The following is a 14,457-nucleotide window of genomic DNA, read 5'->3' as shown; positions in this document are numbered from 1 at the left end:
CGCTTCCATGTTGGAGAGCGTGGCGACGCCGGTGCCGAGCGCGAGGTCGTAGCCCGTACCGTCGCAGATCACGGCGTTCGTCGTGACGCGGTAGATGCGGCCCGCACCGCCCGTGGCGATCGCGGTGGCCTTCGAGACGTAGGCCATGAGTTCGCCCGTGATGAGGTCGCGGACGATGGCGCCGTAGCAGCGCTTGCCGTCATGGATGAGCGAGAGGGCTTCGACGCGTTCGATCACCGGAACCTGTTCGGCGATGATGCGGTCGGTCACGGTGTTCAACATCGCGTGGCCCGTGCAGTCCGAGACGTAGCAGGTACGCCACTTCTTCGTGCCGCCGAAGTCGCGCTGAGCGACGAGGCCCTGCGCTTCCTTGCGTTCGGTAATCGTGACCTTTTCACCGTTGATGATCACCTGACGGTCGCCCGGGGTGATGCGGCTCCAGGGGCAGCCCCAGGCGGCGAGTTCACGCACGGCCTTGGGCGAGGTGTTGACGAACATGCGGACCACTTCCTGGTCGGCACCCCAGTCGGAACCACGCACCGTGTCGCCGAAATGGACGTCTTCGTTGTCCCCGGCGCCCTTGATCACGTTGCCGAGCGAAGCCTGCATGCCGCCCTGAGCGGCCTTGGAGTGGCTACGCTTCGGCGGGACGAGCGACAGAACGATCGAATCATGCCCGCGGCGCTTGGCGGCAACGGCCATACGGAGCCCGGCCAGACCGCCACCGATCACGAGTACGTCGGTGTAGATAATCTTCATTACTAGTTCCTCTATAAACCCGCTTCATGGGCGGGGGACCGCCCGCTGGGCATAGAGGCCCAAACCGGCAGGCTGTCCGTCTCTCAACACACCCTTTCGGGCGTTCACCCCACCGGCGCGGATGGGTGCCGCCGTTCCGGACGCCTCCGGGAACCGTGATCCGCCATATATAAGTAAGGCGGACCGTCCGGCTGCCGGGGTGCCGGTCCCTTCCGTTCCGGAGCGGGGAAAGCCTCCGGCGCGGGTCGGGCGCACCCAACCGTGGGTCCCTTTTAGAGCGAACTCAAGGCGGACCGTCTTCGGAAGCGCGCCCGGCGACAAACAAACACCGGACGTGCGTCCTCTTGGTTCTTCCTGAAAGAAGCGGCGTCCGAGCCTCGCGGCCCTTTCGTCGCTCCCCCAGCAATTCATCTGCGTCGCTGTTCTCCTCGAGCGGCGCAGTCGAACTGTGCGGCCTCCTTCCGGAGAACCGGCTTCTAGGTTCTTTCACCTAGAAGTGTAAGCAAATCGTGCCCCTCTCTTCCTTCGGCGGAGGCGGAATACGCATGTTTGCTTATTCCGTTTTTCCAAAACACCGTTAAGAAGATCGGAACGACAGCCCCGGACCCCTCAGAGGTGATCGGAGTGTAGCGATCCGCCCTCCTCGAACCATATCAGGAAAAACCCTAGGAAACACCCCCATTGTTGATATTCGACATAACCCCGAAAAGAGGTTTGCGAAACCGTACGTATGAACCACATTCCCTTGCAATCCCCGGGTTTTTGGGCTTATTCGAGGCATTTCGCGGACCGGAGTACCCACACAATTAGAACTACCTCTTAGGGCCTACGGGACTACCCGGATATTCCAAGGGCGGTAAGAGGCGACGAAGCCCCTGAGGTATGGGCCCAAACATACGTATCTATACGTACTCCCTGCCTCCTTTTGGAGGGGGTGATCTCATAGTCATCTTTTCGATAGACGATAGGTTGGCTACCTATCAACTCGCGATATTCGATAGAATAAATAAACATAGAATTCGAGAACCCGCTCCGACGCCCGTTCGGTGCCCTTTTCCGGAGACAGAAGACTCATGGACCGCAAGATCATTCACGCCGAGAAGGCCCCCGCCGCCGTCGGGCTCTACAGCCACGCCGTCGTTGCGGGGGGCACCGTGTACTGCTCGGGGCAGATCGGGCTCGTGCCCGAAACAGGGACGCTCCCCGGAGCGTTTGAGGCGGAAGTGCGCCAGAGCTTCACGAACCTCAGAAACGTCCTCGCCGCCTCCGGCGCTGAGATGAAGGACGTCGTGAAGTTCACGCTCTTCATCACCGAGCTCGCCGACTTCGCGAAGGTGAACGAAGTGATGGGCGAATTCGTCGACGCCCCCTACCCGGCGCGCAGCTGCGTCGTCGTGAAGGCGCTCCCGAAGAACGCGCGCTTCGAAGCCGAAGCGATCGCGGTGCTTCCGCGCTGATCCCGATTCGAGCCGCCCGCCGCCCCAACAACGGAACACCCCGCCATGACCGCCCGCGACGATTCGCCCGACCTCTTCGAGGCGCCGCCCTTTGAACAGAACCCGGACGCCGCCGACGCGCCCGAGGGGACGGGTGCGCCCGCGAAGCCCCGTGCGAGAAAGACGATCCGCACGGTGAAGCCCTTGTCGGAAGCCGAGACGAAGCGCGCGGGTGCGGCGAAGAAGGACGAGAAGAAGCGCAAAGTCACGCCCGAAGAGCGCATGAAGAAGATGGGGCTCGTCTCCGACTGGGACTTTGCGCTCCACATGCCGCTCCGCTACGAGGACGAGACCCGCATCGTCAAGATCCGGGATCTGGTGCCGGGCTACTGGGCGCAGATCGAAGCGGTTCCGTACTCGACGAACCAGCGCCAGACCTCGAAGGGTGCGATCGTCATCGTGCACGTGAAGGACGACACGGGGACGCTTCCCTTGGTCTTCTTCAACTTCCACCGCTCGAACATCCTCCCGCACGGGAAGACGCTCCGCATTTCCGGAGAAGTGCGCCTCGACATGAACGGCGCGCCGCAGATGATCCACCCGCGCTACGCGCTGATGAAGCCGGGGGACGCTCTGCCCACGACGTTGACGCCCGTCTATCCGGTATCGGAGGGCCTCCAACAGCGCACGATCCGCAAGCGCATCGACACCGCGCTCCTCGACGTCGACATGGACGATCCGGTGCCCGAAGACATCACGGTGAGGTTCGGCCTGCCGGGCTTCGCCGAGTCCGTGCGCTTTCTGCATCACCCGCCCGCGGGCGCCGACCTGACGGCGCTCCAGGACCGCACCGACCCGCATTGGCGGCGCCTCAAGTTCGACGAGCTGATGGCGCAGCAGATCACGCTGCGCGAGACGCGTCTGCTCCAAAAGGAAAGGAAGGCCGAAGCGTTGGTCCCCGAAGCGGGTTCCACGATCGAAGACGACTTTCTCAAAGAGCTCCCCTTCGAGCTCACCGGCGCGCAGAAGCGCGTCGTCGACGAGATCCGACGCGACCTCTTCCGCGAGCACCCGATGAACCGCCTGGTCCAAGGCGACGTCGGGAGCGGTAAGACCGTCGTCGCGGCCCTCGCGGCGCTCCGTGCGGTCGCTTCCGGTCGCCAGGCCGTCCTGATGGCGCCCACGGAAATCCTCGCCGAACAGCACTTCCGCAAGATCATCGATTGGCTGACGCCCTTGGGGCTTCAGATCGCTTGGTTGACAGGCAAGCAGAAGGGGTCGGAAAAGAAGGCTGCCCTTGAAGCCATTGCGTCGGGCGCCGCGCAGATCGCCGTCGGGACCCACGCCCTCATTCAGGAAGGCGTGAAGTTCGCCAAATTGGGCCTTGCGATCGTCGACGAGCAGCACCGCTTCGGCGTGGCGCAGCGCCTGGCGCTTCGCCGCCGCGAGGATTTCGGGGCGACCCCGCATCTCCTCATGCTTTCCGCCACGCCCATTCCCCGCACGCTCGCGATGAGCTACCTCGCGGACCTCGACGTCTCCGTCATCGACGAACTGCCTCCCGGGCGGCAGCCCATCACGACGAAGCTCTTCGTGCTGGACAAGAAGCCCCTGATCGTCTCCTCGATCCTCGGCCACGTCGCCGCGGGTCACCAGGCCTACTGGGTGTGCCCGCTGATTGAAGAGTCGGAGGCCCTCGACCTCACGCCCGCCGTCGACTGCGCCCGCCAGCTGGCGGAGGCGCTCCCCGACGTGAGGGTGGGCCTCATGCACAGCCAGTTGGCCCCCGACGAGAAGCACCGCATCATGGAGGCCTTCGCCGAGGGCGAGATCGACCTCCTCGTCTCCACCACCGTGATCGAGGTCGGGGTCGACGTCCCGAACGCGACCCTCATGGTGATCGAACACGCCGAGCGCTTCGGCCTCGCGCAGCTCCATCAGCTCAGAGGCCGCGTGGGTCGCGGGTCGACCCAGAGCACCTGCGTGCTCCTCTACGACCCGAACTTGTCCGACACCGGGCGGCAGCGCATGCGCGTCATCCGGCAGACGACGGACGGGTTCGAGATCGCCCGCGAGGATCTGAAGATCCGCGGACCCGGCGAGTTCCTCGGCGAGCGGCAGTCCGGCATGCCGATGCTCCGCTTCGCGGACCTCGAAGCCGACGCGGTGCTGGTCGAAACCGCCCGCGACGCCGCGCAGGAGTTCGTCCGGCGGGACCCCGACGGCGCGAGACGCCACGCGAGGCGCTGGTTCGAAGCCGACGCCGAATTCCTGGGGGCCTGAACGCTCCCCGGAGCACCCCTTTCCCTTTCAGCACACATCCCACAAAGAACCCGACACCATGACGCTCACCGAACTCAAATACATCATCGCCGTCGCCCGCGAGCGGCACTTCGGCCGCGCCGCCGAGTCCTGCTTCGTGAGCCAGCCCTCGCTCTCCGTCGCCGTGAAGAAGCTCGAAGAGGAGCTCGGCGTCACCATCTTCGAGCGCCGCTCGAACGACATCTCCGTCACGCCCGTCGGTCAGCAGATCGTCGCGCAGGCGCAGAAGGTCTTGGAAGAGAGCAACCGCATCTCCGAAATCGCCCACTTGGGTCAGGACCCGCTCTCGGGGCCCTTGCACATGGGCGTGATCTACACGATCGGGCCGTACCTGCTCCCTGAACTCATCCGCGAGATGTCTTTGGTCGCCCCGAAGATGCCGCTCTACCTTGAAGAGACCTACACGTCGGAACTCCTCACGGGGCTTCGCACCGGCCGCATCGACGTCGCCTTCATGGCGGACACGATCGCCGACACGGGCTTCATGACGCAGGAGCTCTACCAGGAAGACTTCGTCGTGGTCGTCCCGGCGCATCACCCCTGGGTGAACCGCAACTACGTGGGCACCGACGAACTGAAGGACCAGACGATGCTCCTTCTGGGCGCCGGCCACTGCTTCCGCGACCAGATCCTCGGCGTCTGCCCGGACCTCGCCCGCTTCAACATGACCGCGACCGACGTCCAGCGCACGGTCGAGGGGTCCTCCTTGCAGACGATCTGCCACATGGTCGCGCAGGGTCTCGGCATCACGGTGCTCCCGGCCTCGGCCGTCCCGTACCTCACGAGCCTTCCGACCCCGATCAAGGTGATCCCCTTCAAGCAGCCCGCGCCCTCGCGCCGCGTCATCATGGTCTGGCGCAAGAGCTTCACGCGCATGCCCGCGATCGAGGCCCTTCGCACCGCGATGAAGCGCGTGATGCTGAACGGCTGCATCCCGTTGGAGACCGAGCCCTTCGTCAACTGACCTGAACGGCTCAGGAGGACCCCGCCATGCCGCACTCTCCCGAACCCGGTCGCCGCGCCGGCGTCTTCGGCCTCTCCTTTTCGGAGAGGGTCGATCTATTGGTCCGCGTGCTCCTTTCCGCCGCGGTCCTCTTCGGGTGCTGGCTCATCGTCGAGCCCTTCATGACGGCGATCCTCATCTCGGCGATCCTCGCCGTGGTGACGTGGCCGGTCTTCACGAAGGTCCTCGCCTGGACGAGGAACGCCGCGACGCCCGCGGCGCTCCTCATGGTGACGGGGCTGATCGTGACGGTGCTGATCCCGCTCACGTTCCTGATGCTGTCGCTCACGCAGCAGCTCCCCAAGGCCGTGCGGCTCGTCACCGGTTGGGTGAAGGACCCGACGCCGATCCTCGCCTCCGTCGAGTCCCTCCCCTACGTGGGCCCGTGGCTCCACGAGCAGATCACCTTCGCCGTGGACCCCAAGGCCTTTGCGGGCACCGTGGAGCAGTTGATCGAACCCGTCTCCCGGTGGGTCCTCAACACCGCGGTGAACGTGAGCAACGGGCTCATGCAGATGTGCCTGGTGCTCTTCATCGTCTTTTTCTTCTACCGGGACGGGATCGCCTTCGCGCGGCGCTTCCACGAGCTTCTTCTTCGCGTGAGCGGGCACATCGCCTCCGACATCACCGAGATCCTCACCAACACGACGCGCTCGGTCGTCTTCGGGATCATCGGGACTGCGATCGTGCAGGGCGCGGTCTGCGGGATCGGGCTTTGGGTTGCGGGCGTTCCGGGGGTTCTGATCCTCTCGGTCGCGGCCTGCATTCTCTCCGTCATTCCGATCGGACCGCCCGTCATCTGGATTCCCGCGGCGGTCTGGCTCTACGGCATCGGCGAGACCGGCATGGCGGTCTTCCTCTGCGCCTGGGGCGTGTTGGTGGTGGCGACGGTCGACAACCTCGTCAAACCCCTCCTCATCGCCAGGGGTTCGACCCTCCCGATGAGCCTCATCTTCCTCGGGGTCTTCGGCGGCGTGATCGCCTTCGGATTCCTCGGGCTCATCCTGGGTCCGTTGTTCCTGGCGATCGGGTCGGCGCTCTTTGAAGCCTGGCTCAAAAATTCCGCCCTGGGCCGCGGCGCCGAGAGCGCGCTGCGCGCGGTGCGCGCGCCCGTGGCGCTGCACACAGAGGGGGCGAAGTACGAAGAGCACGAAGAGACCGCCGGGGCACAGGCTCCCGACGGAGAGGAAGCCGGGAAACCGGACGCGGCGACACTTCAAGACGGAAACGCCCAAAGGACGGACGACGCCGGTTCGAAGTGATTCTTCAGGCCCTCAAACCATCAAGACCCTCGATGTGATCGGGGGTCTTGCCGTTTCTGCATCTTCAGTTGGGCTCAACCGTGCGCGGCGATGCGAAGCCGAAGGTCGACGCCGAGCCTCTCCCGGATCCCCGAAGCCGTTTCAAGCGTCCTCATCGGTCCCACGCCGAAAGCCGCCATCAACCGGTCGGCTTCTCTGCCGACGTCCGTGCGCGCGGGATCGATCGAACGGAGTTCCGGAACGAAGCCGTGGCCGGTCTTGAGATAGAGCGGCTCCCCGCGGCCCACGCTCGGAAGGTGCGAGAGTGTCGGCACCGTCAGAAGACGAACGAAATCGTCGAACGGGATGTCTTCGCCCTCTTCGCGGAGTCGTTTCCGGATGCGGTGTCCGACGGCCTCCGCGAGGAGCCGCACCACCGCAAAGCCCCGGCGCTCCGTCCCGGTTTCGAGACGCACCGCCCGCAAACCCGGAAGGATGCACATGGTCTCACGCGGTCCCGCCTCTTCCTGGTCGTCCGGATCGAACGCCGCCAAGTCGGGGACGCGTTCCGCAAGGAACGCCTCCAGACGTCCCCGCAGCCCGGCCAGGCACGTCAGCATCGCCGGACCGTGCTCCGCGCGGACCTCGCCGTAATCAAGGAGAAACTGCGGAACGATCACGCCCGAATCGACCGCATCGCCGGGCGGAAGGATCATGGACGCCGCGGCGCAGAAGGCGTGGAGATCCAGGTCGAAGCCAAGCGCGCTGCGGCAGCAGGACGCTCTGAAGAACCCGGGGAGACCGAGCTCCGTCCAAACCCGGCGGAGCACTGCGTCGCCGTAGATGCAAAGCCGCGCCGAACCGTACGCTTCGCGCTCGGGCCGCAGGCGCATATCCTGCCGCTCGCGGAGCCGCTTCGCCTCCGCACGGTCCACACGAAGTTGGTCGCACTCCGCGTAGACCTTCGCCATGAAGTCGGGATCCTCTTCGAGATCCTTCTCGACGTAGCCGAAGGGCTTGATCGTCCGGGAGGTCCTCTTCCCGGTGACCGGATCGGTGAAGCACTCGATGATCGAGACGTAGCGCCCCTTCTTTCGCTTCTGAATCTGCACGCCGGTCGAGCTCATGCCGTCCTCCCGAGTGTCCTCCCGCCATTATGAAACGCGCCCGGCGGCCGCGGCATGGCGGCCGGTCGGCGCCCCAGACAAAAACGCCCGCAGGGCGGACCCGGCGGGCGTTTTCGGTGCGTTTCGTGAGGATCGTCAGACCATCAGGATCGCGCAGAGGATGACGGAGATCGTCATCGGAAGAACCGTGCGCTTGACGACTTCGATCGGGCTCACCATCGCGATGCCGGAGACGAGAATCGTCACACCGGCGATCGGGGAGGCCGTACGGCCGGCGGCACCGGCGAGGAAGGCGAGGCCGCCCAGGCCTTCGATCGTCATGCCGAAGTCCTTCGCGTGCGGGGTCACGGTTTCGTTGAAGGCCAACGTCGCGGCGTCGCCCGAACCCGTGATGATGCCCATGAGGTACGGGCCGATGGAGCCGCCCCAGCGGGCGATTTCATTCGATTCCTTCAGCGCGGTGACGAAGCTGTCGATGAGGCCGGCAGACTTCAGACCGGCGGCGAACACGCCCGCCGCGATGATGATGCCCATCACGTCGGCGTAGCCCTTGCCCATGCCGTTGAAGAATTCCTTCGTGAAGGTCTGCGGGTTGACGCGGGCGACGGCGAGGGCGCAGATCGCGCCGATCGTCATGGCGGGCGCCACGCCCATCTTGATTTCTTCGACCCAGAGGTTGCCGACCAAAAGCAGCGTGATCGGAACGAGCGGAACCAAAGCGGCGATCGGGTTCGGCACGAAGTCCGCATCTTCCTTCTTCAGCTTCGATTCGTCGACCGTGGCGTTCTTGTCGCCCTTGTGGTCGCCCATGAAGAAGCAGACGATGAGGATGCCGACCGCGCTGATGACGCCGATCATGACGGAGTACGTGGCGTGCGTGCCGATGAAGGTCATCACGTCCATGCCGGCCATGTTGGCGACGTACGGGTTGTGCGACGTGCCCGGCGACAGGTACGAACCGATCGTGCCGCCCAGAACGGCGGCCGCGGCGGCGGCGGGCTTGATGCCGGCGCGCAGCATCACGGGAATCAGCGTCGAACCGACGGCGGCGGCGCAGCCGGCCGCGGACGGAATGGCGATGTTCACGAAGAAGGTGATCACGGTGCAGACCGGCAGCAGGAAGATGCCGAGACCGCGGATCGGGCTCGCGAGATAGTGCACGAGGGAGCTGTCGCAGCGGGTGTACTTCGCGGCGAAGGCAAAACCCATCGAGGCGCAGATGGCCTGCACCAGGGACTTGTTGACCATCGAGTTGGCCATCGAGTTAAGACCCGACAGGAAGTCCCAAGAGATGATGCACAGGAAAAGACCGCTCGCGATGAGGACCATGCGCGTTTCCCAACGCTTGATCAGGGCCCAGACGACGGCAACGACCACCACTAAGGCGATCCAGGCGGTAATGCTCATGAAAGTGCTCTCCAAAGATTCCGCCGCGTCGTCCTGAGTAAGAAAGGGCGCGCAGCTTCTTTTTCAATCGGCATTATTGAACGTGCCGAAAGCGATTTCTTACAGGATTTTCCCTAGGTAACCGCGCCTAAAACAAAACCGCTTCGCCTTGATGCGAAGCGGTTGCATGGAATACGAAACTCAAATCTTCAGGATTTTCTCCCGATAGAAGCGAAGTTCTTCAATACTTTCAGCAATATCGGAGAGCGCCTGGTGCTTGGTCGCCTTGGTGCCGACCCAGGCTTTGTCGGGGGCCCAGCGGCGGGCGAGCTCCTTCAAGGTGCTCACGTCGATCGAACGGTAGTGAAAGTACCGCTCCAGATCCGGGATCCAGCGCGCCATGAAGCGGCGGTCCTGACCGATGGTATTCCCGCACATGGGGCTTTTCCCCTCCGGGACGAAGCGCTCGAAGACTTCGCGGAAGACCGCCGCGCAGTCGGCCTCCGTCACCGTGCTCTCCCGGCAGCGGCGCACGAGCCCCGACTTCGTGTGGGTTTTGGTGTTCCAGGCGTCCATGCCGTCCAGAATCTCGTCGGGCTGATGAATCGCCACCACCGGGCCCTCGTGGAGGATGTTGAGGTCCTTGTCCGTGATGATCGCCGCGACCTCCAGCACACGGTTCACTTCGGGCTGCAGGCCCGTCATTTCCATGTCGATCCAGATGAGGTTGTCGTCGCCGTAGCGGGGATCACGTTCTGCCATGAGGGGCTCCTGATTGAGAAGACTGCCGTCCGTCGTCGGGTGAGAGGGTCCGTCCGGTCGGATGGGCCGGAAGGGGTTACGCCCCGGCGCGCCGAAAACGGCGCGCCCTTCCGCCGACGGTGGGGGTTCTCATTCTACGGCTTCGGGAGCAAACCGCTAAAATTTCAACTTCAACCACGAGTCTCCCACCGCGCCCGACGTTCATGCATCTCACTGCGAGCAACATCGAGAGGATCTTCTTCGGCATGCTCACGCTCTACGTACTGCTGGAGTGTGCGCTCACGATTCTGCACACCCACGCGGCGGAGCGCGCCGGACGCGCCGTACCGTCGGGCTTTGAGAACAAGCTCTCGCCCGCCGCCATCGAAAAGGCGACCGCCTACACGGCCGAGATCGCGCAGGCGAACCTGCTGCTCGCGATCGTCGGCGCCGCCTACGCCCTCGTCATGACCTTCGGTCAGGGGCTCACCGTCATCACCGCGGCCGCCGACATCCTGACCTCGAACCCCCTGGTCGCGCAGTGGCTGGTGCTCGCCGCCGTCACCTTCACGGCGGCGCTGATCGAATTCCCCTTCGGGTGGTTCGCGCACTTCCGCGTGCAGGAGCGCTTCGGGTACATGCTCGAAGACCGGCGCCTCTGGATGCTACGCGAAATCCGCCGGACGTTCGCCGGGTGGCTCGTGTCGCTCCCCGTCCTCGCGCTTCTGATCGTCCTGCTTGAGCACGCCGGCGGCGCCTGGTGGTGGATCGGCTGGGTTTTCTTCCTTCTCTACCTCTTCTGGCGCTGGAAGTTCTCGAACACCGTCGCGCTCTTCTGGAAGCGCCGCTCGCAACCGATGGCGGACCGAAAGACCGCCGAGATGATCCTCGCCTACATGCGCCACGAAGGCTTCGTCGTGGACGACGTCGAGGTGATGACGAAGCCCCTGAGCTGGGCGCACTCCCACCTCGTCATTCCGGGCTGGGGCAAGAAGCGCCGCGTCGTCGTCTTCGCGCATGCGGCGCAGAGGTTGGAGCCCGACGAACTTCTCGCCTTGATCGCGCACGACGTCGGGCACGTGAAGCACCTGCACCTCTTCCTTCGCGCCGCGGTCTACGCCGTGACGGGCTGGCTCGTCTTCCGCTTCGCCGGGTGGGGCGCGGAGCACGTCGAATTCTTCGAGGGCTTCGGCTACGCCCCGGCGGTCTCGTTCCTCCAAGACGGCACGCGCGCGGGCTACGTGCTCGCGATCGCGGTCACCGCGTTTCCGATCCTCTACTATCCGCTGCGGCCCGCCGTGAACCTCTTCGCGCGGCTGATGCAGTACGACGCCGACGAATACGCGGCGAAGGCCGTCTCGACCGACGCGCTCGTACGTGCTTTGGTGAAGCTTCACCGCGACTACAAGCAGACGCTCACCCCCTCGCGCCTCTACTCGCTCTTTCACTATTCGCGCCCGCACGCGGGGATGCGCGTCGCGCATCTCCTTTGGCGCGCGAAGAAGACGGGGCGGCCGCTTGACCGCCCGAGCTGCTGGGCGCCCTTTGACGCCTCGCCCTGGACGGGCGGCGTGAGCGTCTCCGCCGCCAAGGCCTCGGACGACTTCGTCGGGTCGTCCGCGAGGCTCGTCACGCGGGCGAAGCCCCTGGAACCGGTTGAACCGGTTGAACCGGCTGAGCCGACTGAACCGGTCGAAGCGCCTGTTGAGCCTGTTGAGCCGGTTGAGCAGGTTGAAGAGATCAAGGACACCGCTCCCGAGCTCTCGGAAGCGTCGGTGACGGCGCCGGTTGCGGAACCCGCCGCCGAGCCTTCACCCGAGCCGGTCGGGACGCCTCTTGAAGAACCTCAGGCCGAGGCCCCGGCAGAGACCGTGCAGGAAGCCTTGTCTGAAGCGGAAACCGGGGCTGAGACAGAGCCCGAGGCTCCGAACACCGAACCCGCAACGCCGGAGCCGACCGAAGCTGCCGAGTCCGCCGTTCCTGAAACCGAAACCGAAACCGAAACCGAATCCACCGGGGAGAAGGCCCCGACTGAACGGATCCCTCATGGCGAAACCCAAGAAAAAGCGTGAGGACGCGATTCCTCCCGCCGAGCTGATCGGCGGCCTCGTCACGGCCGGGCATGGCCGGCACTACGTCGTCACGACCGATGCGGGCGAGCGCCTGGAGGCGCACCGCCGCGGCAAGAAGGGCGACGTCGTCGTGGGCGACCGCGTGGGCGTGACGCCGCCCGTCTCCGGGGTGGCCGCGATCGAGCGGATCGAACCCCGCCGGAACCTCCTCTACCGCTCGGACGAGTGGCGCATCAAGAGTCTGGCGGCGAACGTCGACCTGGTCGCCGTCGTCTTCGCGCCGCGCCCGACCTTCAACCCGTGGTTTATCTGGAAGGCGCTTCTCGCCGCGCACCAGGCCGGGATCCCCGCGCTCGTCATCCGGAACAAGTCCGACCTCGTGGACAACGCCGAAGCGGCCGACGCCGAATGCGCGCGCCTCACCGCGATCGGGCACGACGTCGTGGCGATTTCAGCCGGGAACGACCCGGAAGGCGCTCGACGGACCCTCATCCCGCGCTTTACCGGGAAGACCGTCCTTCTGGTGGGCCAGTCCGGCATGGGGAAGTCGACGCTTCTGAACGCACTCGTTCCCCACGCGCAGGCCGCGACCCGGGAATTCTCCGAAGCGCTCGACCTGGGCAAGCAGACCACGACCGCCGCGCGGCTCTACCGCGCGGACATGGACGACTGGGAAGGGGCCGTCGTCGACACGCCGGGGTTCCAGGAGTTTGGTCTCGCGCACTTGTCCTTGAACGACATCCTCCGCGCAATGCCCGACATCGCGAAGCACGTCGAAGACTGCCGCTTCTTCAACTGCCGCCACCTCCAGGAGCCGGGCTGCGCGGTCAAAGCCGCCTTGGAGCGCGGCGACATCGACCCCGAGCGCTACGCCTTCTACGCGGCGCTGGCGCCGCTCGCGAACACGCTCCCGCAGTGATCGGCCGGAAATGCTGACCGAAACGCCTTGAGAACGGCGAAACTCCCCCGAACGGGCGCCGAACCTACCTCTTTCGGCAGTATGGCGCCCCGGGGGCGTCAAAACTAAAATGTGTCCACACCGTCGGCCGTACGCCTTCCCCAGCGTGCGGCCGCTATCACACCAAGACCCCGACAATCGACATGGCAGAGCCCCGCACCGTCATCAACATCCAACCGAACCACGCCGTGAGGACGCTTCCGATCCCGCAGGCGGGCGAGATCGTGCTCGACCGCGAGGGTCGGCGCATCGACCGGTTGGGGCGGCCTCTGCGCGACCTGCGCATTTCGGTCACGGACCGGTGCAACTTCCGCTGCCGCTACTGCATGCCCAAAGAGAAGTTCCCGAAGGGGCACGAGTTTCTCGGGATGACGGAGCTCCTCACGTTTGAGGAAATCGTGAGGCTCGCGAAAGTCTTCGTGCGGCACGGGGTGGAGAAGTTGCGCCTCACCGGGGGCGAACCGCTTCTTCGGAAGGGGATCGAAAACCTGATCGCGCAGTTGTCTGAGCTGCGCACGTACGACGGGAAGCCGCTTGACATCGCCATGACGACGAACGGCTCCGTCCTGGGAAAGAAGGCCGAGGCGCTCCGCGCCGCGGGGTTGACGCGCGTGACGGTGAGCCTCGACGCGATCGACGAAGCGATCTTCCAGGGCTTCAACGACGTGGGCTTTCCCGCGTCGCGCGTCCTGGCGAGCATCGAAGCCGCCCAGGCGGCCGGGATTCAGGTGAAGGTCAACACCGTCGTGAAGCGCGGCGTCAACGAAGGCGAAATCCTCCCCATCCTCGAACACTTCCGCGGCACCGGCGTCATTCCCCGCTTCATCGAGTACATGGACGTGGGGACCGCGAACGGCTGGCGCATGACGGACGTCGTCCCCGCGGTCGAAATCATCGCGAAGGTGAACGAGCGCTGGCCCGTGGAGCCGCTGGACGCGAACTACCCGGGCGAGACCGCCCGGCGCTGGCGCTTCAAGGACGGGGGCGGCGAATTCGGCTGCATCGCGAGCGTGACGCAGGCCTTCTGCCGGGAGTGCTCCCGCGCCCGTCTTTCGATGGAAGGGCGGCTCTTTCTCTGCCTCTTCGCGACGGAAGGGTTTGATCTGCGCACGATGCTGCGCGGCGGCGCCACCGACGAAGAAATCGACGAGGCTCTGGGCCGCATCTGGACCGCCCGCGAAGACCACTATTCGGAGTTGCGCAGCATGGGGCTCGCCCCGGACCGTCCGAAGGTCGAGATGAACTACATCGGGGGCTGAGCGCCCCCTCAGGGCGTGGGTGGAAGGGTCGGATCGGATCGTGCAACATTCCGGCACGATCGGCATAGAACCGGGCGGGCGTCCTGTGGCAGGATGAAGGTCACGAAAAGGCTTTCGACTCCACCGACCCCACCATGCCCCACACCTCTTCCG

General features: G+C 65.1%; 11 protein-coding genes. 7 read left to right on the top strand and 4 right to left on the bottom strand.

Annotation, left to right across the window (positions count from 1 at the left end; genetic code table 11):
* Positions 1–759 (bottom strand): FAD-binding protein (locus HMPREF9440_RS12305; protein ID WP_245523612.1); only part of this gene is annotated, 759 nt, incomplete at its 3' end.
* A gap of 1,073 nt (positions 760–1,832) precedes the next feature.
* On the opposite strand from HMPREF9440_RS12305, the gene HMPREF9440_RS10085 reads away from it, so the two are divergent.
* From HMPREF9440_RS10085 to HMPREF9440_RS10070, 4 genes are read left to right on the top strand one after another with little or no spacing between them, the layout of a single operon-like run.
* Positions 1,833–2,216: a Rid family detoxifying hydrolase gene (locus tag HMPREF9440_RS10085; protein ID WP_008543925.1), complete on the top strand. Its 384-nt coding sequence runs from the start codon at positions 1,833–1,835 to the stop codon at positions 2,214–2,216.
* Positions 2,217–2,261: 45 nt separating this feature from the next.
* The gene (gene recG / locus HMPREF9440_RS10080) at positions 2,262–4,478 is read left to right on the top strand and encodes an ATP-dependent DNA helicase RecG (RefSeq protein WP_008543924.1); all 2,217 of its coding nucleotides are present in this window, start codon (positions 2,262–2,264) and stop codon (positions 4,476–4,478) included.
* Positions 4,479–4,536: 58 nt separating this feature from the next.
* On the top strand, positions 4,537–5,481 hold the full coding sequence (locus HMPREF9440_RS10075) for a LysR substrate-binding domain-containing protein (protein ID WP_008543923.1): 945 nt from the start codon (positions 4,537–4,539) through the stop codon (positions 5,479–5,481).
* 26 nt (positions 5,482–5,507) lie between these two features.
* The gene (locus tag HMPREF9440_RS10070; protein ID WP_008543922.1) at positions 5,508–6,782 is read left to right on the top strand and encodes an AI-2E family transporter; all 1,275 of its coding nucleotides are present in this window, start codon (positions 5,508–5,510) and stop codon (positions 6,780–6,782) included.
* 74 nt (positions 6,783–6,856) lie between these two features.
* On the opposite strand, the gene HMPREF9440_RS10065 is transcribed toward HMPREF9440_RS10070, so the two are convergent.
* The 3 genes from HMPREF9440_RS10065 to orn form a co-directional block, all read right to left on the bottom strand.
* On the bottom strand, positions 6,857–7,888 hold the full coding sequence (locus HMPREF9440_RS10065) for a hypothetical protein (RefSeq protein ID WP_008543921.1): 1,032 nt from the start codon (positions 7,886–7,888) through the stop codon (positions 6,857–6,859).
* A 135-nt stretch (positions 7,889–8,023) separates the two neighbouring features.
* Positions 8,024–9,295: a C4-dicarboxylate transporter DcuC gene (gene dcuC, locus HMPREF9440_RS10060; RefSeq protein ID WP_008543920.1), complete on the bottom strand. Its 1,272-nt coding sequence runs from the start codon at positions 9,293–9,295 to the stop codon at positions 8,024–8,026.
* 180 nt (positions 9,296–9,475) lie between these two features.
* On the bottom strand, positions 9,476–10,036 hold the full coding sequence (gene orn / locus HMPREF9440_RS10055; RefSeq protein WP_008543919.1) for an oligoribonuclease: 561 nt from the start codon (positions 10,034–10,036) through the stop codon (positions 9,476–9,478).
* Between the two features lie 203 nt (positions 10,037–10,239).
* On the opposite strand from orn, the gene HMPREF9440_RS10050 reads away from it, so the two are divergent.
* From HMPREF9440_RS10050 to moaA, 3 genes are all read left to right on the top strand, one after another.
* On the top strand, positions 10,240–12,087 hold the full coding sequence (locus HMPREF9440_RS10050; protein WP_008543918.1) for a M48 family metalloprotease: 1,848 nt from the start codon (positions 10,240–10,242) through the stop codon (positions 12,085–12,087).
* Positions 12,062–13,006, top strand: coding sequence for a ribosome small subunit-dependent GTPase A (gene rsgA, locus HMPREF9440_RS10045; RefSeq protein WP_008543916.1), 945 nt, complete (start codon positions 12,062–12,064; stop codon positions 13,004–13,006). Before HMPREF9440_RS10050 ends, rsgA begins: the two co-directional genes overlap by 26 nt.
* A gap of 182 nt (positions 13,007–13,188) precedes the next feature.
* A complete protein-coding gene (moaA, locus tag HMPREF9440_RS10040; RefSeq protein WP_008543915.1) occupies positions 13,189–14,304 on the top strand; it encodes a GTP 3',8-cyclase MoaA in 1,116 nt (371 codons plus the stop codon).
* Positions 14,305–14,457: the final 153 nt, after the last annotated feature.

It is taken from the genome of Sutterella parvirubra YIT 11816, assembly GCF_000250875.1.
In the GTDB taxonomy this organism is placed as follows: Bacteria; Pseudomonadota; Gammaproteobacteria; order Burkholderiales; family Burkholderiaceae_F; genus Sutterella; species Sutterella parvirubra.
The sequence above is the reverse complement of the archived record's forward strand: the minus strand, read 5'-3'. Positions and strand labels throughout refer to the sequence as shown.

Bases quoted from the DNA above. Each gene is read 5' to 3' on its own strand.
- HMPREF9440_RS10085 (WP_008543925.1), top strand. From the start codon at position 1,833: ATGGACCGCAAGATCATTCACGCCGAGAAGGCCCCCGCCGCCGTCGGG.
- recG (WP_008543924.1), top strand. From the start codon at position 2,262: ATGACCGCCCGCGACGATTCGCCCGACCTCTTCGAGGCGCCGCCCTTT.
- HMPREF9440_RS10075 (WP_008543923.1), top strand. From the start codon at position 4,537: ATGACGCTCACCGAACTCAAATACATCATCGCCGTCGCCCGCGAGCGG.
- HMPREF9440_RS10070 (WP_008543922.1), top strand. From the start codon at position 5,508: ATGCCGCACTCTCCCGAACCCGGTCGCCGCGCCGGCGTCTTCGGCCTC.
- HMPREF9440_RS10065 (WP_008543921.1), bottom strand. From the start codon at position 7,888: ATGAGCTCGACCGGCGTGCAGATTCAGAAGCGAAAGAAGGGGCGCTAC.
- dcuC (WP_008543920.1), bottom strand. From the start codon at position 9,295: ATGAGCATTACCGCCTGGATCGCCTTAGTGGTGGTCGTTGCCGTCGTC.
- orn (WP_008543919.1), bottom strand. From the start codon at position 10,036: ATGGCAGAACGTGATCCCCGCTACGGCGACGACAACCTCATCTGGATC.
- HMPREF9440_RS10050 (WP_008543918.1), top strand. From the start codon at position 10,240: ATGCATCTCACTGCGAGCAACATCGAGAGGATCTTCTTCGGCATGCTC.
- rsgA (WP_008543916.1), top strand. From the start codon at position 12,062: ATGGCGAAACCCAAGAAAAAGCGTGAGGACGCGATTCCTCCCGCCGAG.
- moaA (WP_008543915.1), top strand. From the start codon at position 13,189: ATGGCAGAGCCCCGCACCGTCATCAACATCCAACCGAACCACGCCGTG.